22 protein-coding genes are annotated in these 20,948 nt (G+C 73.2%); 15 read left to right on the forward strand and 7 right to left on the reverse strand.

The features are described 5' to 3' along the window. Nucleotides 1–2: 2 nt before the first annotated feature. From priA to hisF, 3 genes are all read left to right on the forward strand, one after another. The gene (priA, locus tag ACZ6BB_RS17230) at nt 3–725 is read left to right on the forward strand and encodes a bifunctional 1-(5-phosphoribosyl)-5-((5-phosphoribosylamino)methylideneamino)imidazole-4-carboxamide isomerase/phosphoribosylanthranilate isomerase PriA (protein WP_471615994.1); all 723 of its coding nucleotides are present in this window, start codon (nt 3–5) and stop codon (nt 723–725) included. A gap of 14 nt (nt 726–739) precedes the next feature. Further along, the gene (locus ACZ6BB_RS17235) at nt 740–1,132 is read left to right on the forward strand and encodes a RidA family protein (RefSeq protein WP_471615995.1); all 393 of its coding nucleotides are present in this window, start codon (nt 740–742) and stop codon (nt 1,130–1,132) included. A gap of 65 nt (nt 1,133–1,197) precedes the next feature. Continuing rightward, on the forward strand, nt 1,198–1,953 hold the full coding sequence (hisF, locus tag ACZ6BB_RS17240) for an imidazole glycerol phosphate synthase subunit HisF (protein WP_471615996.1): 756 nt from the start codon (nt 1,198–1,200) through the stop codon (nt 1,951–1,953). A 104-nt stretch (nt 1,954–2,057) separates the two neighbouring features. On the opposite strand, the gene ACZ6BB_RS17245 is transcribed toward hisF, so the two are convergent. Beyond that, nucleotides 2,058–2,693 carry a TIGR03085 family metal-binding protein gene (locus ACZ6BB_RS17245; protein ID WP_020115242.1) on the reverse strand — a complete coding sequence of 212 codons (636 nt, stop codon included), beginning with the start codon at nt 2,691–2,693 and terminating at the stop codon, nt 2,058–2,060. 169 nt (nt 2,694–2,862) lie between these two features. Here ACZ6BB_RS17245 and hisI point away from each other — a divergent pair, with 169 nt between their 5' ends. The 11 genes from hisI (at nt 2,863) to lgt (ending at nt 12,179) form a co-directional block, all read left to right on the forward strand. Next, the gene (gene hisI / locus ACZ6BB_RS17250) at nt 2,863–3,318 is read left to right on the forward strand and encodes a phosphoribosyl-AMP cyclohydrolase (protein ID WP_471615997.1); all 456 of its coding nucleotides are present in this window, start codon (nt 2,863–2,865) and stop codon (nt 3,316–3,318) included. An 11-nt stretch (nt 3,319–3,329) separates the two neighbouring features. Next, nucleotides 3,330–4,808, forward strand: a complete 1,479-nt coding sequence (locus tag ACZ6BB_RS17255) for an anthranilate synthase component I (RefSeq protein ID WP_471615998.1) — start codon at nt 3,330–3,332, stop codon at nt 4,806–4,808. A gap of 52 nt (nt 4,809–4,860) precedes the next feature. Beyond that, the gene (locus tag ACZ6BB_RS17260) at nt 4,861–5,508 is read left to right on the forward strand and encodes a TIGR02234 family membrane protein (protein ID WP_471615999.1); all 648 of its coding nucleotides are present in this window, start codon (nt 4,861–4,863) and stop codon (nt 5,506–5,508) included. 167 nt (nt 5,509–5,675) lie between these two features. Beyond that, a complete protein-coding gene (locus tag ACZ6BB_RS17265) occupies nt 5,676–5,948 on the forward strand; it encodes an HGxxPAAW family protein (RefSeq protein ID WP_471616000.1) in 273 nt (90 codons plus the stop codon). Between the two features lie 71 nt (nt 5,949–6,019). After that, a complete protein-coding gene (locus tag ACZ6BB_RS17270) occupies nt 6,020–6,484 on the forward strand; it encodes a DUF2752 domain-containing protein (protein WP_471616001.1) in 465 nt (154 codons plus the stop codon). A 190-nt stretch (nt 6,485–6,674) separates the two neighbouring features. Further along, entirely contained in the window at nt 6,675–7,484 is an 810-nt protein-coding gene (gene trpC / locus ACZ6BB_RS17275; protein ID WP_471616002.1) for an indole-3-glycerol phosphate synthase TrpC, read from the forward strand. Between the two features lie 151 nt (nt 7,485–7,635). Next, nucleotides 7,636–7,815 (forward strand): tryptophan biosynthesis modulator TrpM, encoded by a 180-nt coding sequence (trpM, locus tag ACZ6BB_RS17280; protein ID WP_471616163.1) that lies wholly within the window; start codon nt 7,636–7,638, stop codon nt 7,813–7,815. A 183-nt stretch (nt 7,816–7,998) separates the two neighbouring features. Beyond that, nucleotides 7,999–9,282, forward strand: coding sequence for a tryptophan synthase subunit beta (trpB, locus tag ACZ6BB_RS17285; protein WP_471616003.1), 1,284 nt, complete (start codon nt 7,999–8,001; stop codon nt 9,280–9,282). Further along, complete coding sequence (gene trpA, locus ACZ6BB_RS17290; RefSeq protein ID WP_471616004.1) at nt 9,279–10,097, forward strand: tryptophan synthase subunit alpha; 819 nt, start codon at nt 9,279–9,281, stop codon at nt 10,095–10,097. The genes trpB and trpA overlap by 4 nt, the downstream gene beginning before the upstream one ends. Nucleotides 10,098–10,236: 139 nt before the next feature. Further along, nucleotides 10,237–11,013 (forward strand): thioredoxin domain-containing protein, encoded by a 777-nt coding sequence (locus ACZ6BB_RS17295; RefSeq protein WP_471616005.1) that lies wholly within the window; start codon nt 10,237–10,239, stop codon nt 11,011–11,013. 128 nt (nt 11,014–11,141) lie between these two features. Then, nucleotides 11,142–12,179 carry a prolipoprotein diacylglyceryl transferase gene (gene lgt, locus ACZ6BB_RS17300; RefSeq protein WP_471616006.1) on the forward strand — a complete coding sequence of 346 codons (1,038 nt, stop codon included), beginning with the start codon at nt 11,142–11,144 and terminating at the stop codon, nt 12,177–12,179. Between the two features lie 166 nt (nt 12,180–12,345). Here the strand turns inward: lgt and ACZ6BB_RS17305 are convergent, their stop codons facing one another. The 6 genes from ACZ6BB_RS17305 to ACZ6BB_RS17330 are packed head-to-tail and all read right to left on the reverse strand — an operon-like array spanning nt 12,346 to nt 19,539. After that, complete coding sequence (locus ACZ6BB_RS17305; RefSeq protein WP_471616007.1) at nt 12,346–13,200, reverse strand: HpcH/HpaI aldolase/citrate lyase family protein; 855 nt, start codon at nt 13,198–13,200, stop codon at nt 12,346–12,348. Next, nucleotides 13,197–14,396 carry a CaiB/BaiF CoA transferase family protein gene (locus ACZ6BB_RS17310; protein WP_471616008.1) on the reverse strand — a complete coding sequence of 400 codons (1,200 nt, stop codon included), beginning with the start codon at nt 14,394–14,396 and terminating at the stop codon, nt 13,197–13,199. The genes ACZ6BB_RS17305 and ACZ6BB_RS17310 overlap by 4 nt, the downstream gene beginning before the upstream one ends. Next, complete coding sequence (locus tag ACZ6BB_RS17315) at nt 14,393–15,790, reverse strand: ADP-ribosylglycohydrolase family protein (protein WP_471616009.1); 1,398 nt, start codon at nt 15,788–15,790, stop codon at nt 14,393–14,395. Before ACZ6BB_RS17315 ends, ACZ6BB_RS17310 begins: the two co-directional genes overlap by 4 nt. Next, complete coding sequence (locus ACZ6BB_RS17320; protein ID WP_471616010.1) at nt 15,787–16,953, reverse strand: ADP-ribosylglycohydrolase family protein; 1,167 nt, start codon at nt 16,951–16,953, stop codon at nt 15,787–15,789. Before ACZ6BB_RS17320 ends, ACZ6BB_RS17315 begins: the two co-directional genes overlap by 4 nt. A gap of 7 nt (nt 16,954–16,960) precedes the next feature. Next, nucleotides 16,961–18,442: an ADP-ribosylglycohydrolase family protein gene (locus tag ACZ6BB_RS17325; RefSeq protein WP_471616011.1), complete on the reverse strand. Its 1,482-nt coding sequence runs from the start codon at nt 18,440–18,442 to the stop codon at nt 16,961–16,963. After that, complete coding sequence (locus tag ACZ6BB_RS17330) at nt 18,439–19,539, reverse strand: ADP-ribosylglycohydrolase family protein (RefSeq protein ID WP_471616012.1); 1,101 nt, start codon at nt 19,537–19,539, stop codon at nt 18,439–18,441. The genes ACZ6BB_RS17325 and ACZ6BB_RS17330 overlap by 4 nt, the downstream gene beginning before the upstream one ends. Before the next feature lie 335 nt (nt 19,540–19,874). Between ACZ6BB_RS17330 and ACZ6BB_RS17335 the strand changes: the two genes are divergently transcribed. After that, nucleotides 19,875–20,603, forward strand: a complete 729-nt coding sequence (locus ACZ6BB_RS17335; protein ID WP_471616013.1) for a VIT1/CCC1 transporter family protein — start codon at nt 19,875–19,877, stop codon at nt 20,601–20,603. Nucleotides 20,604–20,948: the final 345 nt, after the last annotated feature.

The raw sequence follows: 20,948 nt of genomic DNA on the forward strand, positions 1-20,948 counted from the left end.
CCATGGCAAAGCTCGAACTCCTTCCCGCCGTCGACGTCCGTGACGGCCAGGCGGTCCGGCTCGTCCACGGCGAGTCCGGCACGGAGACCTCCTACGGCTCACCGCTCCAGGCCGCCCTCGCCTGGCAGCGCGCGGGCGCCGAGTGGCTGCACCTGGTCGACCTGGACGCCGCGTTCGGCACCGGAGACAACCGGGACCTGGTCGCCGAGGTCACCCGGGCGATGGACATCAAGGTCGAACTGTCCGGCGGCATCCGGGACGACGCCTCCCTGGCGAAGGCGCTGGCCACCGGCTGCACCCGCGTCAACCTGGGCACGGCCGCCCTGGAGACCCCCGAATGGGTCGCCAAGGTCATCGCCGAGCACGGGGACAAGATCGCCGTGGGCCTCGACGTGCGCGGCACGACGCTGAAGGGCCGCGGCTGGACCCGCGACGGCGGCGACCTCTACGAGACGCTGGAACGCCTCGACAAGGAGGGCTGCGCGCGGTACGTCGTCACCGACATCGCCAAGGACGGCACCCTCCAGGGCCCCAACCTGGAGCTGCTGCGCAACGTGTGCGCCGCGACGGACCGCCCGGTCGTGGCGTCCGGCGGCGTGTCGTCCCTCGACGACCTGCGGGCCATCGCCGAGCTGGTGCCCCTCGGTGTCGAGGGTTCCATCGTCGGCAAGGCCCTGTACGCGAAGGCGTTCACCCTGGAAGAGGCCCTTGCGGCCACGTCCTGAGAGGACTCGGTGTCATGACGTCCGAAGCCGTGCGGCGGGTGCAGAGCGGGAGTCCCTGGGAGGAGTCCTTCGGTTTCGCGCGCGCCGTCGCGGCGGGCGACCGTGTTCTGGTGGCGGGCACGACGGCCTTCAGGGGCGACGTGCTGCACGGGGAGGGCGACCCCTACGAACAGGCCAAGGCGGCCTTCACCAACGCGGTCCGGGCGCTCGACGAGTTCGGGCTCGGCGCCGAGTCGGTGATCCGTACCAGGATGTACCTGACCCACATGCGGGACGTGGAGGACGTGGGGCGGGCCCACAAGGAGATCTTCGACCCGGTGCGTCCCGCCGCGACCCTGCTGGTCGTGGAGGGCTTCGTCGACCCCCGCATCCTCGTCGAAGTAGAGATCGAAGCATTCAGAGGCTAGGCGCTCGCGGGCCTTCGCCGGCCCTCCCGAGGCCATCAGGCCATTCCTAAGGAGCCGTGGATTTCATGACCCTGGCGGTCCGAGTCATCCCCTGCCTGGACGTGGACAACGGCCGGGTCGTCAAGGGTGTCAACTTCCAGAACCTGCGCGACGCGGGCGATCCCGTCGAGATGGCGAAGGTGTACGACACCGAGGGCGCCGACGAGCTGACGTTCCTGGACATCACCGCCTCGTCGGGCAACCGCGAGACGACGTACGACGTGGTGCGCCGCACCGCCGAGCAGGTCTTCATCCCGCTGACGGTCGGCGGCGGCGTCCGCACGGCCGAGGACGTGGACAAGCTGCTGCGGGCGGGCGCGGACAAGGTCGGCGTCAACACGGCGGCGATCGCCCGCCCGGACCTCATCCGCGAGATCGCCGAGCGCTTCGGCCGCCAGGTGCTGGTCCTGTCGGTCGACGCCCGCCGCACGGAGGCCGGATCCTTCGAGGTCACCACCCACGGCGGCCGCAAGGGCACCGGCATCGACGCCGTCGAGTGGGCCCACCGGGCCGCCGAACTGGGCGCGGGCGAGATCCTGCTCAACTCCATGGACGCGGACGGCACCAAGGACGGCTACGACCTGGAGATGATCGCCGCCGTCCGCAAGCACGTCACCGTCCCCGTCATCGCCTCCGGCGGCGCCGGACGGCTCGCCGACTTCCCCCCGGCCGTCGAGGCGGGCGCCGACGCCGTCCTCGCCGCCTCCGTCTTCCACTTCGGCGACCTGCGCATCGGCGAGGTCAAGAACGCGCTGCGGGCGGCCGGGCACCCGGTGCGCTGACGCCCGTGCCCCGCACGGATCCCGGCCGCCCCGAGGGGGCCGGGATCCGTGCGTCGGCGGGCCCGCGGCGAGATCCGCGGCAACCGGCTACCCGCCGGTCCCGCTCAGATCCCCAGCTGCTTCGTCTCGTGCAGCTTGGCGATCGCCTCCTTCTCGCCCTCCAGCTCGACATCGGCGACCTGCTGGCGGCCGTAGAGGAACAGCAGCAGCTCGGCGGGCTCGCCGGTGACGGTGACGACGGGGGCGCCGCGGTGGGCCACCGCCGTCCGCCCGTCGGGGCGGCGCAGGACCAGGCCGGTGGGGGAGCGGCGGCCCATGAGGCGGGCCGTGCGCTCCAGGCGGGACCACAGGGCGTCCTGGAAGACGTGGTCGAGCTCGCGCGGGGTCCACTCGGGCCGGGCCCGGCGGATGTCCTCGGTGTGGACGTAGAACTCGATCGTGTTCGACGCCTCGTCGATCTGCTTGAGGTTGAAGGGCGAGAAACGCGGCGGACCGGTCCGCACGAGCTGGATCAGCTCCTCGTACGGCTTGGCGGCGAACTCCTCCATCACCCGGTCGAGGCGCGACGCGAGCTGCTTGATGAGTATGCCGCCGGCGGCATCGGGGCGGCGCTCGCGCACGACCACGTGCGCGGCCAGATCACGGGTCGTCCAGCCCTCGCACAGGGTGGGGGCCTCGGGGCCAGCGGTCTCCAACAGGTCGGCGAAGAGAAGCCGTTCACGCTTGGCATGGGTAGACATGCCAGCCAGCCTACGACCGGGCCACCGCCCCGCCCAGCACAGGTCGCGCCGATCCCCGCACACGGGTACCCGGACGGTGGTCATACGGGCCGGTCATTCGTACGACAAGAGGGTCCGGCCTGTGGACAACCGGCGAGGCCGGCCGGCGCGGCGCGGCACAATGGCACGCATGACCAGCACGCCGTCCTCCAGCCGCCCCCACAGCCCGGGAGCCTCCGCCGGCCCCGGCACTCCCAGCGCGCTGGACCCCGAGATCGCCGCCCGCCTCAAGCGCGGCGCCGACGGGCTCCTGCCTGCCATCGCCCAGCAGTACGACACCGGTGAGGTGCTCATGCTCGGCTGGATGGACGACGAGGCCCTGCACCGCACGCTCACCACCGGCCGCTGCACCTACTGGTCGCGCAGCCGCCGCGAGTACTGGGTCAAGGGCGACACCTCCGGCCACTTCCAGTGGGTGAAGTCCGTCAGCCTGGACTGCGACGCCGACACCGTCCTCGTCAAGGTCGACCAGGTCGGCGCGGCCTGCCACACCGGCGCCCGTACCTGCTTCGACGAGGACGTCCTCAAGGCCGAGCAAGGCTCCCCGGGCGGCGCCGATTCCGACGTACCGTCACTGGATCAGTAAGGTCAGCCGCCATGGACCTCGAGACGTTCCGCAAGCTGGCCGGCGACCGCCGGGTCATCCCCGTCAGCCGCAAGCTCCTCGCCGACGGCGACACCCCCGTCGGGCTCTACCGCAAGCTCGCCGCCGAGCGCCCCGGCACCTTCCTCCTGGAGTCCGCGGAGAACGGCCGCTCGTGGTCCCGCTACTCCTTCGTGGGCGTCCGCAGCCACGCCACCCTCACCGCCCGCGACGGCCGGGCCCACTGGCTCGGCACCCCGCCCGTCGGCGTCCCCGTCGACGGCGACCCCCTCGCCACCCTGCGCGCCACCATCGAGGCCCTCCACACCCCCCACCAGGAGGGCATGCCCCCCTTCACCGGCGGCATGGTCGGCTACCTGGGCTACGACATCGTGCGCCGCCTGGAGAAGATCGGCCCCGGCGGGCGGGACGACCTGCAGCTGCCCGAGCTGACCATGCTGCTGACCAGCGACCTGGCGGTCATGGACCACTGGGAGGGCTCGGTCCTGCTGATCGCCAACGCCATCAACCACAACGACCTGGACACCGGCGTCGACGAGGCCCACGCCGACGCGATCGCCCGCCTCGACGCCATGGAGGCCGACCTCGCCCGGCCCGTGGCCCAGCCCCCGGCGGCGCTCCCGCCCTCCGAGCTGCCCGAGTACACCGCGCTGTGGGGCGGCCCCGACTTCCAGGAGGCCGTCGAGGACATCAAGGAGCGCATCCGGGCCGGCGAGGCCTTCCAGGTCGTCCCCTCCCAGCGCTTCGAAACCCCGTGCACGGCAAGCGCGTTGGACGTCTACCGCGTCCTGAGGGCGACCAACCCGTCCCCGTACATGTACCTGTTCCGCTTCGACGGCTTCGACGTCGTCGGGTCCTCCCCCGAGGCCCTGGTCAAGGTCGAGGACGGGCAGGCCATGGTCCACCCCATCGCCGGCACCCGGCACCGGGGCGCGACCCCGCAGGAGGACCAGGCCCTCGCCGACGAACTGCTCGCCGACCCCAAGGAGCGCGCCGAGCACCTGATGCTCGTCGACCTGGGCCGCAACGACCTGGGCCGGGTCTGCGAGCCGGGCTCGGTCGAGGTCGTCGACTTCATGTCCGTCGAGCGGTACTCCCACGTCATGCACATCGTGTCCACCGTCACCGGCCGGGTCGCGGCGGGCCGCACGGCCTTCGACGTCCTGACCGCCTGCTTCCCCGCCGGCACCCTCTCCGGCGCCCCCAAACCGCGCGCGATGCAGATCATCGACGAGCTGGAGCCGTCCCGCCGGGGCCTGTACGGCGGCTGCGTCGGCTACCTCGATTTCGCCGGCGACTCCGACACCGCCATCGCCATCCGCACGGCACTGCTGCGCGACGGCACGGCGTACGTCCAGGCCGGCGCCGGCATCGTCGCCGACTCCGACCCCCTCGCCGAGGACACCGAGTGCCGCAACAAGGCGGCGGCGGTCCTGCGCGCGGTGCACACGGCGAACCGGCTGGGCGAGTAGGGCGCTTCTCACGTGCGCCCCGGGTGACAACCCACCCGGGGGGCAGGCGATAGTGGGGTACGTGACCGCAGCACCTGACCACCCCCGTTCCGAATCCGCGTCCGTCCGCGCCGGCCGGCGCAGTCTCGCTCTGGCGCTGCTCAGCGGTGCCCTGGGCGCGGCCGTCGTGCTGCTCGCCAGCCGGCAGCGCTGGTCGGAGGGCACCATCTCGGTGGCGGGCGGCGACTTCCCGCTGACCGCCCAGGGCAGCGACGTCACGGGCGTGCCCGCGGCGCTCGCCGTGGTGGGTCTGGCCGCGCTCGTCGCCGTCTTCGCCGTGCGCCGCTCCGGGCGCGTCCTGGTCTCCGCGCTGCTCGCCCTCTCCGGGGCGGGCACCATCGCCGCCGCGCTGCTCGGCGCCCGGGACAGTGCCGCGCTCGACGACAAGGCGGCCGAGGCCTCCGGCGACACCGCCGCGACCGTCGACGCGCTCAGTCACACCGGCTGGCCGTACGTCGCGGCCGCCGGCGGCGCGCTCATCCTGCTCGCCGGACTGCTCGCGCTGCGCCACGGACGGCGGTGGCCCGCGATGTCCGGCCGCTACGAACGCGACGGCACCCCCCGGCCGCGCAGAGCCCGGCCGGTCGACCCCGACCGGCCCGAGGACATGTGGAAGGCCCTGGACCGGGGCGAGGACCCGACGGGACCGGGCCCCGCCTAGGCCGCAACCGGGTCGCACCCGCGGAGCGACCCCCCGAACGCGGGAGTGGACACCCCCGCTCAAGGCACCCGTACCCGTACGGGACAATGGACGACGAGCGTCCGACTCAGCACAGGCATCGAGCGACACGCATCGAGCACCACGCAATGGACAACGAGGAGCAAGTCATGGCGGGCAGCAGCCACGGTCACACCCCGGCCGCCTGGACCGGCGTCACCATCGCCTTCATCGGTTTCTGCGTCTCGGGCGCCTTCATGGTGATGGCCGAGCCGCTGGGATTCTGGGCTGGCATGGTCATCACCGTCCTCGGCGGCGTCGTCGGCATGATCATGCGCGCCATGGGCATGGGCCAGCCGAAGGACGCGCACGCCGCGTACGAGACGGCGGCGGTGCGCGCGCAGGCCGGGACGACCCCCGAGCCGGCCGGCGCCCAGGGCTGACATCCGCCCCGGGGACGGTTCCGCGTCACCGCGGGCCGTCCCTCCGGCGCGTACGCCCCGCGCGGGGCACAATGCGGGGTGTGAACGCCGAGACCCAGCCGACCGCGCCACCGCCCCGCGACGTGACCGCCACGGCGGGCCGCGCGCTCCGCGCGCTCGCGGTGCCCGCCGGGGTGCTCGCGGCCGTCGGCGGTGCCTTCGCGTACGTCGCGGCCGTGGACCCCAACGAACCCGGCCACTACCCGGTCTGCCCGTTGTGGCGCCTCACCGGCCTGTACTGCCCCGGCTGCGGCGGTCTGCGCAGCGCGCACGCCTTCGCGCACGGGGACGTCGCGACCGCCCTCACCGACAACGCGCTGGCCGTGGCGGGCTTCCTGGGCTTCGCGGTGCTGTGGACCGTCTGGGTGGTCCGCGCGGCGCGCGGACGGCCCCTGCGCCCGCGCCTCGGCCCCGTGCACCTGTGGTCCCTCGGCACGTTGGCGCTGGTCTTCACGGTTGTCCGGAACCTGCCGTTCGGTGGCTGGCTCCATCCTTGATCGAACCGCGAACGTCCAGGTAGTGGGACCGCCGTCAACCGGATGCGAGGCCCACGCCCTCCTGCGGATACCATCGCAGTGAACTGCCTCAACCCTGAGAACCGCTCGACTGTCAATACATGACCGTCAAACGTTGTCACTGATTTTTGGCGTTTTCATCGTTCCCACCGTCTGAAAGGGGGCCGCTCGCGTGAGTGTGCTCGACGAGATCATCGACGGAGTCCGTGCCGACCTCGCGGAACGGCAGGCGCGCGTCAGCCTCGACGAGCTCAAGGAGCGCGCGGCGAAGGCTCCGGCGGCCAAGGACGGCGTGGCCGCGCTCCGCGGCGACGGCGTCAAGGTGATCTGCGAGGTCAAGCGGTCCAGCCCCTCCAAGGGCGCGCTCGCCGCGATCGCCGACCCGGCCGGTCTCGCCGCCGACTACGAGGCGGGTGGCGCGGCGATCATCTCCGTCCTCACCGAACAGCGCCGCTTCGGCGGCTCGCTGGCCGACCTGGAGGCCGTCCGCGCGCGCGTGGACATCCCCGTCCTGCGCAAGGACTTCATCGTCACCTCGTACCAGCTGTGGGAGGCGCGGGCCTACGGCGCCGACGTCGTCCTGCTGATCGTCGCCGCGCTCGACCAGCCGGCGCTGGAATCGCTCATCGAGCGCGCCGAGTCCATCGGGCTCACCCCGCTCGTCGAGGTCCACGACGAGGACGAGGTCGAACGCGCGGTCGACGCCGGAGCACGGGTGATCGGCGTCAACGCCCGCAACCTCAAGACCCTGGAGGTCGACCGCTCCACGTTCGAGCGGGTCGCCCCCGAGATCCCGGACTCCGTCGTCAAGATCGCCGAGTCCGGCGTCCGGGGCCCGCACGACCTCATCGCCTACGCCAACGCCGGCGCCGACGCCGTCCTCGTGGGCGAGTCCCTCGTCACCGGCAAGGACCCCAAGACCGCCGTCGCCGACCTCGTCGCCGCGGGCGAGCACCCCGCCCTGCGGCACGGGCGGGGCTGACCCGGCCATGACCGGCCGTACCTTCGCCGCCGACCGGCCGGGATCCGTCCCGGCCGGGGCGTCGGGGTGCGACGGAGCCGCCGGATCGGTCGTGGTCACCCACACGGGTGAGCCCGGGCCGGTAGGCTGTGCCCCGATGTTCTCGATCACCATGACTCCCCGGGACCCCTACGCCCGCCTCGCGCGCGGGTGCCGTCCCCGTGGCTGCCGGGCCCCCGCCCGTCGCGTCCACGGGCGCCGGGTCCGCTACGTCATCGGTGACGAGCCGGGTCAGGTGAACGGCATGCGATGGCCCAGGACACGTACGCGCCGACGCCCTGCGGGCGGCTGAGCCGCGTCCCCTCCCGCCGAACGCCGGGTGCCGTGTCCCCGGCGGCCGGTGAGCGGTGGCGGTCGGGCACGGCGTCCCACCGAAGTGCGGGGACCCCGGTACCGCGGGGCGGTGTGTGCGTACGTGATCGCTGTGAGCCGGATTCCGATCGACGACGGGGCCACGCCCCTGCGAGGTATGCGCATGTCCAGTGAGTTCTTCATTCCCGACCCCGAGGGTCGGGTTCCCAGCGCCGAGGGGTATTTCGGCGCGTTCGGCGGCAAGTTCATCCCGGAGGCGCTGGTCGCCGCCGTGGACGAGGTCGCCGTGGAGTACGACAAGGCCAAGCACGACCCCGAGTTCGCGCGTGAGCTCGACGATCTGCTCGTCCACTACACCGGCCGGCCGAGCGCGCTGACCGAGGTGCCCCGGTTCGCCGAGCACGCCGGCGGGGCGCGGGTGTTCCTCAAGCGCGAGGACCTGAACCACACCGGATCACACAAGATCAACAATGTGCTCGGGCAGGCCCTGCTCACCAGGCGCATGGGCAAGACCCGGGTCATCGCCGAGACGGGAGCGGGCCAGCACGGCGTCGCCACCGCCACGGCCTGCGCGCTGTTCGGCCTCGACTGCACCATCTACATGGGTGAGATCGACACCCGGCGACAGGCCCTGAACGTCGCCCGCATGCGCATGCTCGGCGCCGAGGTCATCGCCGTGAAATCCGGTTCGCGGACCCTCAAGGACGCCATCAACGAGGCGTTCCGGGACTGGGTCGCCAACGTCGACCGCACGCACTACCTGTTCGGGACCGTGGCCGGGCCCCACCCCTTCCCCGCGATGGTCCGCGACTTCCACCGTGTCATCGGCGTCGAGGCGCGGCGCCAGATCCTCGAACGCGCCGGACGCCTGCCCGACGCGGCCGTCGCCTGTGTGGGCGGCGGATCGAACGCGATCGGGCTCTTCCACGCCTTCATCCCGGACGCAGGAGTCCGCCTCGTCGGCTGCGAGCCCGCCGGTCACGGCGTCGAGACCGGCGAGCACGCGGCGACGCTCACCGCCGGTGAGCCGGGCATCCTGCACGGCTCGCGCTCCTACGTCCTGCAGGACGAGGAGGGCCAGATCACCGAGCCGTACTCGATCTCGGCGGGCCTGGACTACCCCGGCATCGGCCCCGAGCACGCGTACCTCAAGGACAGCGGCCGGGGCGAGTACCGTGCTGTCACCGACGACGCGGCCATGCAGGCACTGCGTCTGCTGTCGCGCACCGAGGGCATCATCCCGGCGATCGAGAGCGCCCACGCGCTCGCCGGCGCCCTGGAGGTCGGCAGGGAACTGGGCAAGGACGGGCTGATCGTCGTCAACCTGTCCGGGCGCGGCGACAAGGACATGGACACGGCCGCGCGCTACTTCGGCCTGTACGACACCGACGCCGAGGTCGCGGCCGACGCGGCCGATCTCGCCGAGATCGAGGGGGACGCCAAGTGAGCGGCAATATCCAGCTGTTGAGCGACACCCTCGCCGCCGCCGAGGCGGAGGGCCGGGCCGCGCTCATCGCCTATCTGCCGGCCGGGTTCCCCACCGTCGACGGCGGCATCGCCGCGATCAAGGCGGTCTTCGAGGGCGGCGCCGACATCGTCGAGGTCGGGCTGCCGCACAGCGACCCGGTCCTCGACGGACCCGTCATCCAGACCGCCGACGACATCGCCCTGCGCGGCGGAGTCAAGATCGCGGACGTGATGCGCACGGTCCGGGAGGCGTACGAGGCCACCGGCAAGCCCGTCCTCGTCATGACGTACTGGAACCCCATCGACCGCTACGGCGTGGAGCGCTTCACGGCCGAGCTGGCGGAGGCGGGCGGCGCGGGCTGCATCCTGCCCGACCTGCCCGTCCAGGAGTCGGCGCTGTGGAGGGAGCACGCCGACAAGCACGGCCTCGGCACGGTCTTCGTGGTCGCGCCCAGCAGCAGGGACGCCCGGCTCGCCGAGATCACCGCGGCGGGCAGCGGCTTCGTCTACGCCGCCTCGCTGATGGGGGTCACGGGCACCCGGGAGTCGGTGGGCGCGCAGGCCCAGGACCTGGTGGAACGCACCCGGGCCACGGGCTCCGGCCTGCCGGTCTGCGTCGGCCTCGGCGTCTCCAACGCCGAGCAGGCCGCCGAGGTCGCCGGATTCGCCGACGGTGTGATCGTCGGCTCCGCGTTCGTGAAGCTGATGCTGGACGCCCCCGACGAGGCGGCCGGTCTGGACGCCGTACGGGAACTGGCCGGCGACCTCGCCAAGGGTGTGCGCCGGGGCGCCTGACCCGGCGCGTCGGACGCTCGTGACGTTCACCCGTTTGTCGTACGGGGATCGCTGAACGTGACGGGCAATCCGCTCACTCGAACGGGTGGAAGTGGGACCGGGGAGGCGCGGTGCGCCTCCCCGGTTCGTTCTGCGGGATGTGAGCGAGAAGAACCGTGAGGGAAAGCGCACCGCCCGTGAACGGCTGGCGGAGGAGCGCGAGAAGCAGAAGACCGCCGAGAAGCGCCGCCGGGTACTGATCGTGGGCGCCTCCGTGGTGTGCGTCCTGGGGCTGGCCGCCGTCATCGGCGTGGTGGCGGCGAACGCGGGCAAGGACGACGAGTCCGACGCCTCGGGCCCGGTCGTGGCGCCCTCGGGGGCGAACGGCGAGGACAGCCTCGCGATCCCGGTCGGGGACGCCGGAGCCAAGTCGACCCTCTCCGTGTGGGAGGACTTCCGCTGCCCGGCCTGCAAGTCCTTCGAGGACGCCTACCGCTCGACCGTCCACGAGCTGACCGAGGCCGGGAAGCTGAAGGTCGAGTACCACCTCGCCACCCTGATCGACGGGAACATGGGCGGCAGCGGCTCCCGCAAGGCCGCCAACGCCGCCGCGTGCGCGCAGAACGAGGGCAAGTTCCCGGAGTACCACGACGTGCTCTACGAGAACCAGCCGCCCGAGACGAACGACGACTTCGCCGGCGAGGCCAGACTGCTCGACCTGGCGAAGAAGGTGGACGGACTGGACACCGCCCCCTTCCGCACCTGTGTCGAGGACGGCAGGCACAACAGCTGGGTCGCCAAGTCGAACGAGGCGTTCAGCAAGGGCGGCTTCTCCGGCACGCCGAGCGTCTTCCTCAACGGCACCAACATCTACGCGGACCAGTCCATGACCCCCGCCAAGCTGAAGCAGATGGTGGAGGCGAGGGCCCAGGGGTGAGCCGCGGGTGAGCCGGAAGGGGCCACCGGGGACCGTGGGGCGTCAAGGAAGGTGTGACGCGGTGTTATGGACCCGTTGCCGGGCCGCCCGTCGTCGGCCGGGCCCGGCAAGGTAGCGTCGACCCTGCCATGGAACTTGCCTACATTCCCAGCCCGTCGCGCGGGGTGCTGTACCTCGGTCCCGTCCCGCTGCGCGGCTACGCCTTCTGCATCATCATCGGTGTCTTCGTAGCCGTCTGGCTCGGCAACAAACGCTGGGTCGCACGGGGCGGACAGGCCGGCACGATCGCCGACATCGCCGTCTGGGCCGTGCCCTTCGGCCTGGTCGGCGGGCGGCTCTACCACGTGATCACGGACTACGAGCTGTACTTCAGCGAGGGCCGTGACTGGGTCGACGCCTTCAAGGTCTGGGAGGGCGGGCTCGGCATCTGGGGCGCGATCGCGCTCGGCGCGGTGGGCGCGTGGATCGGTTGCCGCCGGCGAGGTATCCCGCTGCCCGCGTACGCGGACGCCGTCGCGCCCGGTATCGCGCTGGCGCAGGCGATCGGGCGGTGGGGCAACTGGTTCAACCAGGAGCTGTACGGCAGGCCGACGGATCTGCCGTGGGCGGTGGAGATCACGTCCTCCACGGACGGACGGCTGCCGGGTACGTACCACCCGACCTTCCTCTACGAGTCGCTGTGGTGCATCGGCGTCGCGCTCCTCGTCATCTGGGCGGACCGCCGGTTCACCCTCGGGCACGGGCGGGCGTTCGCGCTGTACGTCGCCTCGTACTGCGCGGGGCGGTTCTGGATCGAGTACATGCGGGTCGACGAGGCCCACCACATCCTCGGCCTGCGCCTCAACAACTGGACCGCGCTGTTCGTCTTCGTCCTCGCCGTGATCTACATGGTCCTGTCGGCCCGCAAGCGGCCCGGGCGGGAAGAGGTCGTCGAGCCCGGTGTCTCCGACGGGGACGAGGGCGAGGGCGGTGCCGCCGCGGATGCGGACAAGGGTGACGAGGGCTCGGGCGAGGTCGGCGTGAAGGACGCCGAGGACGCCGAGGGGAAGCCGGGCACCAAGGGGACCCCCGAGGCCGAGGCAGTGCCGGGCGTCGAGGGGGAGAAGGGCGCGGAGGTCTCCGACTCCGTGGCCGGGAAGAAGGCCGAGTCCGCGGAGAAGAGCTGACGTCGTGCTTCGGCTGCGGTGATCCGCCGCTTCGGCGCTCCGTGAGGATGTGCGAGCACCCATCCGCCCCCAGGGGGTGGGTGGGTGCTCCGGGTTCGGGGCGGGTGCGGGCCCGGTGCGGCCTCTCGTGGCAGCTGCCCGCGCCCCGGAAGGACCAGGCCGGAGGTCAGTGTCTGGTGGGGCGGTCGGCCAGGGAGAGGGTTCTGTGGGCGGCGGCCACGATCGCCGGGTCGATGAAGCGGCCGTCGGGGAGGGCCTGGGCGCCGGGTGCGGCGGTCGCGGCCCTGAGGGTCTCCTCGGCCGACTCCACCTCCTGCGGGGTGGGCGCGTAGGCGCGTTCGATGACCGGGAGCTGGCGGGGATGGATGGCGGCGCGGCCCAGGAAGCCGAGGGAGCGGCCGTGGGCGCAGGAGGCGGCCAGGCCGTCCAGGTCCTTCGTGTCCGGGTGGACCGACTGGGCCGGTGAGGGCAGCCCCGCGGCGCGCGCGGCGACGATCACGCGGGAGCGGGGCCAGTCGAGGGCCCGGTCGTGGTGGACGGCCAGGTCGGCGCGGAGGTCCGCCTCGCCGAGCGTGATGCCGTGCAGCGCGGGGTGGGCCGTCGCGATGGCGTAGGCGCGCTCGACGCCCAGGGCCGATTCGAGGAGGGCGTACAGCGGGATCGCGCCTCCTTCGGCGGGGGCCGTTCCTTCCGCGACGGCGGCGATCTCGGCCGGTGACGTGACCTTCGGCAGGCGGAGCGCCGACAGACCGGGCAGGGGGGAGAGGGTCTTGAGGTCCTGTTCGGCCTCGGGGGTGTGCAGGGCGTTCACGCGTACGTGGACCGGCACGGGGGGAGGGGCCGAGAGCAGGTCGGCGGTGGCGGCGCGGGCGTAGCCCTTGCGGTCCGGGGCGACCGCGTCCTCCAGGTCCACGATCACCACGTCGGCGCCGCTGTCCAGGGCCTTGGCGACCACCTCGGGGCGGTCACCGGGGACGTACAGCCAGGTCAGGGGGAACGGGGTGGCCGGCCGGGGGGTCACAGGGCGCCCTCCTGACGGAGGGCCGCGATGTCCGGCTCCGACAGGCCCAGCTCGGTGAGGACCGCGCCCGTGTCGGCGCCGTGCGCGCGGCCCGCCCAGCGGATCGCGCCGGGGGTGGCGGAGAGCCGGAAGAGGACGTTCTGCATGCGCAGGGGCCCGAGGTCGGGGTCGTCCACGGTGGTGACGGTGTCCAGGGCCCGGTACTGCGGGTCGGTCATCACCTCGGTGATGTCCTGGATGGGGGCGACGGCCGCCTCCGCCCGCTCGAACACCTCGATGACCTCCTCGCGGGTGTGGCGGGCGATCCACGCGCCGACCGCCTCGTCCAGGACGTCCGTGTGGCGGGCCCGTTCCGCCCCCGAACCGAACCAGGGCTCGTCGATCAGCTCGGGGCGGCCGACCAGGCGCATCACCCGTTCCGCGATCGACTGGGCGGAGGTGGAGACGGCCACCCAGGAGCCGTCCGCCGTGCGATAGGTGTTGCGGGGGGCGTTGTTGGCGGAGCGGTTGCCGGTGCGCGGCTGGACGTGGCCCAGCTGGTCGTACCAGAGGGGCTGGGGGCCGAGGACGGTGAGGATCGGCTCGATGATCGCCATGTCGACCGTCTGCCCCTGACCGGTCCGGTCACGCGCGGCGAGCGCGGTCATCACCGCGTACGCCGTCGCCAGGCCCGCGATGGAGTCGGCGAGTCCGAAGGGGGGCAGGACCGGCGGGGCGTCGGGCTCCCCGGTGATCGCGGCGAAGCCGCTCATCGCCTCGGCGAGCGTGCCGAAGCCGGGGCGGTGCGCGTACGGGCCGAACTGGCCGAAGCCGGTGACCCGGGCGAGGACCAGGCCGGGGTTCGCCGCCGAGAGCTCCTTCCAGCCCAGGCCCCATTTCTCCAGGGTGCCGGGGCGGAAGTTCTCGATGACGACGTCGGCGGTGGCGGCAAGGCGCAGGAGGGTGTCCCGGCCGCCGGGGGTGGAGAGGTTCAGCGTCAGGGTGCGCTTGTTGCGGCCCAGCAGTTTCCACCACAGGCCCACGCCGCCCTTCGACGGGCCGTGGCCGCGGGACGGGTCCGGCTTCGTGGGGTGCTCGACCTTGATGACCTCCGCGCCGAAGTCGCCGAGCATCGTGGCGGCGAGGGGACCGGCGAAGAGGGTGGCGAGATCGAGGACACGCAGGTGGGAGAGCGGGGGGTCGTACGCCTGGGTCATGGGTGGGGGGTCTCCCGGAGGGTGAGGTGGGCCAGGGTGTCGAAGCCGACGCCGTTGAAGTCGGCGATCGAGGTGGCCAGGCGGTTCTTGAGGGGGGCCGTCCAGCGCTCGGGGAGCGCGTCCGGGGAGCCGGTGAGGAGGCCGGCGATGCTGCCCGCCGTCGCGCCGTTCGAGTCGGTGTCCCAACCACCGGACACCGCGCGGCAGATGGAGGCCGTGAAGTCGCCGTCCGCGTGGGTGAGGGCGGCGGTGAGCAGAGCGGTGTTGGGCACGGCGTGGACCCAGTGGTGGTCGGCGTGGGCGGTGTGGAGTGCGTCGACGACCGCCTCGAAGTCCCGGGTACGGGTGGCGAGACCGACGGCGTGGGTGATCGCCCTCGCCAGGCGGGAGCCCGGGGGGACGACCGTCAGGCCGGTGCGCAGGCAGTGGTGGATGTCGTGGGTGCCGGCGGCCGCCTCCGCGATGGTGGCCGCGACGAACATCGCCGCGTAGACGCCGTTCGCGGTGTGGGTGAGGGTGGCGTCGCGGTGGGCCTGCTCGGCCGCGGCGCCCGGGTCGCCGGGGTTGGTCCAGCCGTGGACGTCGGCGCGGATGAGGGCGCCGATCCATTCGCGGAACGGGTTGCGGTGGCGGGCGGTGTGTGGGGGGTCGATACCGCAGAGGAGGTTGCGGTAGGCGATGCGTTCGGCGGTGAAGGTGCGGCCCGCGGGGAGTTCGTCCAGCCAGAGCGTGGCTACGTCGGTGGTGGTGAAGTCGCGGCCGTGACGGGTGAGCAGGAGGAGGTTGAGGAGGGGGTAGTTGAGGTCGTCGTCCTCGGGCATGCCGTCGATGTTCTCGGCGAGGGAGGTGGGGGCCGAGCGGCGGTTCCAGGGGTGGGCGGCGAGGAGTTCCGCAGGGACGCCCCGGGCGGTGAACCAGGTGCTGAGGGGCCAGTTGCCGGTCACCCGCGCCAGGTCGCGGATCGCGGCGAGAGGGAGTTTCTCGACGGGCTTGCCGAGGAGGCAGCCGGCGGCGCGCCCCAGCCACGCGGCCTCCAGGCGGGGGAGGTACGCGGCCGGGGTGGAGCGGGGTGGCGCGCCCGGCGTGCCGGGGGCGGCCGGGGGTGCCGGCCAGTGGGGGCACAGTGCCTTGATCCCGCTCAGGGCCGTCGGCTCGACGTCGCTCAACCCGCTCGGCAGGTCGGCGAGTTCGTCCAGCAGGTCCTCGGCGAGCTGCCGCAGGTAGCGGGAGACGCGCCCCGGGGAGGCGCCGGCGCGGAGGGGGGCCGGGGGGCCGCCCGCCGCTCGCCAGCGGGCGGCGACGGCCGACGGTTCACGGCCGTCCTGGACCGCCTGGTGGAGTTCGTGGCCCAGGAGGTCCTCCGGCTGGACCCAGGTCAGACGCAGCGGGGTCACCGGAGGGAGGCCAGCGTGGCGAAGGCGGACTCGTGGGCGCGGCGGCGCCGTACGTCCCGCGCGTGGATCTGGAGGGCGACCTCCGTCAGGGTCGTGGCCGGGGCGTGCAGGTCCAGGCGGCTGGCCTCCGCGACGGTCTTGGCCCAGTCGGACGGGACGTCCGAGCCCAGTGCGCCCGCGAGGGCACCCGACATGGTGGCGATCGAGTCGCAGTCGCGGCCGTAGTTCACCGAACCCAGGACCGCGTGGCGGTAGTCGCCGCGGGCCACGAGCAACATGCCCAGGGCGATGGGGAGTTCCTCGATCGCGTGGAGGCGGGAGGGGCGGCGGGCGCCCAGTGAGGGAGCGCGGTAGTCCGGGCCGACCGTGTCGAAAGGCGTCACCGCCTCACGCAGCGGGCGCAGCGCCGACTCGAAGTCCGTGTGGCGGGCGGCCGTCTCGCACACGGCCTCGATCGCCGCGCGGGTGCCGTCCTTCGCCAGGGCGAGGCACGTCTCGACCACCGACTCGGCGGTCGCGCCCGGCGTGCACGCCGCCGCGACCCCCGCCGCGAACACGCCCGCCGCCTCCCTGCCGTACGACGACTGGTGGGCGCCCGCGACGTCGAGCGCCTCCGCGTACGCGCCGGGCGGGTCGGCCGCGTTGACCAGGCCGACCGGGGCCATGTACATCGCGGCGCCGCAGTTGACGATGTTGCCGGTGCCCGCCTCGCGCGGGTCGACGTGGCCGTAGTGGATGCGGGCCACCAGCCACTTCTCGGCGAGGAAGACCCGCTGGAGGGGGAGGGCCTCCGCCTCCAGCTCGGGGATCCAGCGCGGGGTCGTCATCATGTCCGGCACCAGGTGCTCGGCGACGGCGTACGCGTCCAGGTGGTCGCGTACGCGGTCGTACACCCGGACCAGCGCGTGGGTCATGAGGGTGTCGTCGGTGACGTGTCCGTCGCCCTTGTGGTACGGCGCGATGGGGCGGGCGGTGCGCCAGTCGTCGCCGTTCCAGGGGCCGACGACGCCGTGCACGCGGCCGCCGTGGCGTTCGGCGATCTGCTCCGGGGTGTAGCCCTCGACGGGGCCGCCGAGGGCGTCGCCGACGGCGGCGCCGACGAGGGCGCCGGTGATGCGTTCTTCGAGGGTCATCGCGGTGGGGGGTTCCTTCGAGGGCGTCATGCCCGAATCATCCTCCGGGGGCGGCGAGTTCCGTGGTTGCGAGAAGTTCGGCGAGGTGTACGAGATCGGTGCCGGTGAGGCGGGGGAGGACACAGCCGGAGAGGGTGCGGCAGGCGTCCCGCCAGGAGGCCGGGATGGCGGGGGCCCCGCCGAGCGCGCCGGTCAGGGCGCCGGCGAGGGCCGGGGCGGAGTCGGCGACGCGGGAGAGGCAGGCGGCGGCGGGCACGGCCTCCGCGATGCGGCCCTCGGCGGCGGTGGCCAGGGCGAGTGCCACGGGGACGGTCTCGGCGGCGGCGATGCCGTAGCTGTAGACGTGGTCGACGATCTGGTGCTCCAGGAGCGGTACCAGAGCGAAGGTTCCTTCTCTTCTGTGGCGGTGGGCGAGGTCCAGGGCGTGGCGGGCGTTGCGGCCGATCTCCGTCCCGGCGGGGAGTTCGGCCAGGGCCGCCGCCGTGCAGTCGTCGACGTTCGCGCCGACGAGCGCCAGCGCGAGCGCGGCGGCCATCGCGCGTGCGCCGTGCACGCCGTCGCCGTCCTGGGTGTAGCGGGCGTCGAACTCGGCGAGATCGGCGGCACCTCGCGGGTCGCCGGGGTGGGCCACGGCGAGGACGCAGGCGCGTACGCAGGCCGCGTCGTCGAAGTAGTGCGGGTTGTCGTGACCGGTGGCGGGTGGGCGCAGGCCGGTGGCGAGGTTGCCGAGACCGGCGCGTACGGAGATACGGGCGCGCAGGGGGAGCACGGCGGACTCGACCTCGGGGGCGCGTTCGGCGGCGGCGGCGATCTCGCTGGCCACGGCGTTCCAGGAGAGGTCGATCGAGGCGCGGGTGCGGCGTTCCAGGCTGAGGTCTCCGAGTGCGGCGGCGTCGCCGGCGCGCAGCAGGGCCTCCGCGGCGAAGGCCGCCCATTCCGCGTCGTCGGAGGGGCCGAGACGCAGGGGCTCGGGCGGTTGGTTGAGGGCGATGGGGACCGGGAGTGTGGTGGTGGCGTTCTGCTCGGCGAAGGTGTCCAGTTCGCGGGTGAGACGGCGGGTCCACTCCGGCATGCGGGCGGCCCGGTGGCGGCCGGCGGGCCAGCCGGCGGCGTCACCCGCGGCGAGGCCCAGGAGGAGGCCCTCGACGCGGGTGCCCGGCGGGCGGCGGAGCGCCGATCCGGCCTCGGCACCGCCGTCGGCCGGTTGCTTCCCGCCCGCACCGCCGCCCGTGCGGATCTCGTCGTCGGGCGCGGGCGGCCCCTGCGGGGGGACCTCGCCGTCGGCGACCGCGGGCCCGGACGAGGGGGGCTTCTCCGTGAGCGGCAGCCCCGCGATCGTCGGCTCCGCCGGGGGCGCCGGCGTGCGGGCGGGCTCCTCGTGCGGCGTGTGGGCGGGCATGTGCGCAGGCGTGCGCGCGGGCTCCTCGTACGCCGTCGGCGTCGGCGCGCGGCGCGTGTCGTCGTCCGCCGTCGAGGGTGCCGTGGGCGTCGTCTCGTCCCACGGTGTCGGTGGGGTCATGAAGGGGTCTCCGGTCGGGTGGGCGGGGCCAGGGTGAAGGCGGTCGGCGGGCGCTCGTCGTGGGGGAGGGGGGCCGCGGTGCCGGTGGCCCATTTGCCGCCCTCGCCGGGGACCAGGAGTTCGGCGACGTCGAGGACGTGGTGGCCCGCCATGGACGGCAGGCAGCTGCCTCGCGCCGGGCCGATGGCCGCCGCCCACTCGGACGGGATCGAGGACACGCCCCGGGTCGCTCCGGCCAGCGCGCCGGCGACGGCGGCGGTCGTGTCGGCGTCGCGGCCCATGTTCACCGCCGTCAGCACCGACTCGGTGAAGTCGCCGTCGGCCGCCGCGTAGGCGCCGAAGGCGAGGGCGACGGCCTCGGGGGCGAGGTCGGTCCAGGGGTAGCCGCCGATGACGACGGCGGAGCGGACCGCACGTTCGCCGCGGTGGGCGACGGCGACCGCCCGGCGCAGGGAACGGGCCGTCCAGGAGTCGTCGGGGATCACGGCGAGCGCGGAGGCCACGACGGCGATGGTGGGGGCGCCCGCCATCGCCGCCGCCACTCCGGCCGCGACCGCCTGACCGCCGTAGATGCCCTCGCCGTCGTGGCTGACGGAGCCGTCGACGGCGACCAGCCGGGCGGCCTCCGCCGGGCGGCCCGCGGCGAAGACGCCGAAGGGGGCCGCACGCATGGCCAGTCCGTCGCTCCAGGCGTGCCGGTGCTGCGCGGAGATCGGCGCGGCGAGGCCCCGGCGGAGGTTCTCCAGGGTGCCGCGTTCGCTGAAGCCGGCGCCCCGGAACGGGCCCTCGTCCCGGTCCGCGATCCACTGGTGCCAGGCCGTCTCCACATGCGTGGCGGTGAGCGCCGAGCCGTGCCGGGCCAGCAGCAGCCCGGAGAAGATGGCGTACTCGGTGTCGTCCGTGCCCGCGGGGTGCTCGGCCACGTACCCCGTGATGCGCCCCCAGCGTGCGCGGATCTCGGAGGGTTTCATGTTCTCCGCGGGCGCCCCCAGCGCGTCCCCGACGGCGAGCCCGAGCAGGGCTCCGCGTGCCCGTTCGCGCAGATCGGCGGCGTCCCCCGGCGCCGGTACCGAAGGAATGCAGGCGATGGAAGGCATATGGCGCCTCTCTGGCCCTGAGGGCAGGTCTGGCCTCGGGGCACGTCCGGCCCGTGGGCGGTCGATCCGCTCTGAAGATCTGGAGATGCGGCGAGCCGACGCTGTGGAGATCGAAGACTCCCGCTGTGAAGATCTCTGCCACATCGGGCGCCCCACCGGCTGCCGGAACGCCCTCGTGTCACCCGGTCGACATCTGTGCAGAGCCCTGTACGAATGAGCGGCCGGAGTTCTCGAACAGTCGTCGGCCCCGCTGGGGTGCCTGGTAAGTACGGCCTTCCTTGCTGGCAGAAGAGATTTTCCGAGCGTACGTTCGACGCGAGGAAAGGGGCACGACCGTGGCGATCATCGACACCGAGGCCGCGCTGCACGAGGCGCACCGCGACAACCACACCCACCGGGACGTGAACGGAGGCTGGCTGCGGCCCGCCGTGTTCGGCGCGATGGACGGGCTCGTGTCCAACCTGGCCCTGATGACCGGTGTCGCGGGCGGCTCGGCCGGGCGGGAGGCGGTTGTCGTCGCCGGGCTCGCGGGACTCGCCGCCGGCGCCTTCTCGATGGCCGCCGGCGAATACACCTCGGTGGCCTCCCAGCGGGAACTGGTCGAGGCCGAACTCGACGTCGAGCGGCGGGAGTTGCGCAAGCACCCCAAGGACGAGGAGCAGGAGCTGGCCGCGCTCTACGAGAGCCGCGGCGTCGAGGCGGGGCTCGCCCGGGAGGTCGCGCGCCAGCTCTCGCGCGATCCCGAGCAGGCCCTGGAGATCCACGCCCGCGAGGAACTGGGCATCGATCCCGGCGACCTCCCGTCACCGACCGTGGCCGCCGTGTCGAGCTTCGGCTCCTTCGCGCTGGGCGCCCTGCTGCCCGTGCTGCCGTATCTGCTCGGCGCGGGCGCGCTGTGGCCCGCCGTGCTGGTGGCGCTCCTGGGGCTCTTCGGGTGCGGGGCGGTGGTGGCCAGGGTGACGGCCAGGAGCTGGTGGTTCAGCGGTCTGCGGCAGCTCGCCCTCGGGGGTGCCGCGGCGGGTGTGACGTACGCCCTGGGCAGCCTGATCGGGGCGGCCGTATGATGGATCGGATGGCTACGTATGCGCGGGACCGCATAAATAGTCGTTACCACGCGGTTTCGAACGCTTAACCGCTGGGCATGAGCCGTAAGCGCCGCAGGCAATGACGCCTGCCTAGCACCTGAAGCAGTGGCGACGACGCCCTCTGCGCCCCGCGGTCTGCCGACATGGAGCTGTCCGGTCGACCCCCCCGGTTTCACGCCTGTCGACGCCTGTCCACGCCACTGTGCGCGGCACCCCTCCGTGCCCGTGGCGTCCGCATGTTGGGACGCGGTATCCGCTTCCCGAGAACCGCTCCATCATGTAACCTGCACGAAATTTTGCACCTTACGCAGAGGGCCAGCGTCG

It is taken from the genome of Streptomyces sp. NPDC041108 (genome assembly GCF_055592645.1).

Coding starts and splice junctions, on each gene's coding strand:
- priA (WP_471615994.1), top strand. CDS start 3: ATGGCAAAGCTCGAACTCCTTCCCGCCGTCGACGTCCGTGACGGCCAG.
- ACZ6BB_RS17235 (WP_471615995.1), top strand. CDS start 740: ATGACGTCCGAAGCCGTGCGGCGGGTGCAGAGCGGGAGTCCCTGGGAG.
- hisF (WP_471615996.1), top strand. CDS start 1,198: ATGACCCTGGCGGTCCGAGTCATCCCCTGCCTGGACGTGGACAACGGC.
- ACZ6BB_RS17245 (WP_020115242.1), bottom strand. CDS start 2,693: ATGTCTACCCATGCCAAGCGTGAACGGCTTCTCTTCGCCGACCTGTTG.
- hisI (WP_471615997.1), top strand. CDS start 2,863: ATGACCAGCACGCCGTCCTCCAGCCGCCCCCACAGCCCGGGAGCCTCC.
- ACZ6BB_RS17255 (WP_471615998.1), top strand. CDS start 3,330: ATGGACCTCGAGACGTTCCGCAAGCTGGCCGGCGACCGCCGGGTCATC.
- ACZ6BB_RS17265 (WP_471616000.1), top strand. CDS start 5,676: ATGGCGGGCAGCAGCCACGGTCACACCCCGGCCGCCTGGACCGGCGTC.
- ACZ6BB_RS17270 (WP_471616001.1), top strand. CDS start 6,020: ATGCGGGGTGTGAACGCCGAGACCCAGCCGACCGCGCCACCGCCCCGC.
- trpM (WP_471616163.1), top strand. CDS start 7,636: ATGACTCCCCGGGACCCCTACGCCCGCCTCGCGCGCGGGTGCCGTCCC.
- trpB (WP_471616003.1), top strand. CDS start 7,999: ATGTCCAGTGAGTTCTTCATTCCCGACCCCGAGGGTCGGGTTCCCAGC.
- lgt (WP_471616006.1), top strand. CDS start 11,142: ATGGAACTTGCCTACATTCCCAGCCCGTCGCGCGGGGTGCTGTACCTC.
- ACZ6BB_RS17310 (WP_471616008.1), bottom strand. CDS start 14,396: ATGACCCAGGCGTACGACCCCCCGCTCTCCCACCTGCGTGTCCTCGAT.
- ACZ6BB_RS17320 (WP_471616010.1), bottom strand. CDS start 16,953: ATGACGCCCTCGAAGGAACCCCCCACCGCGATGACCCTCGAAGAACGC.
- ACZ6BB_RS17325 (WP_471616011.1), bottom strand. CDS start 18,442: ATGACCCCACCGACACCGTGGGACGAGACGACGCCCACGGCACCCTCG.
- ACZ6BB_RS17330 (WP_471616012.1), bottom strand. CDS start 19,539: ATGCCTTCCATCGCCTGCATTCCTTCGGTACCGGCGCCGGGGGACGCC.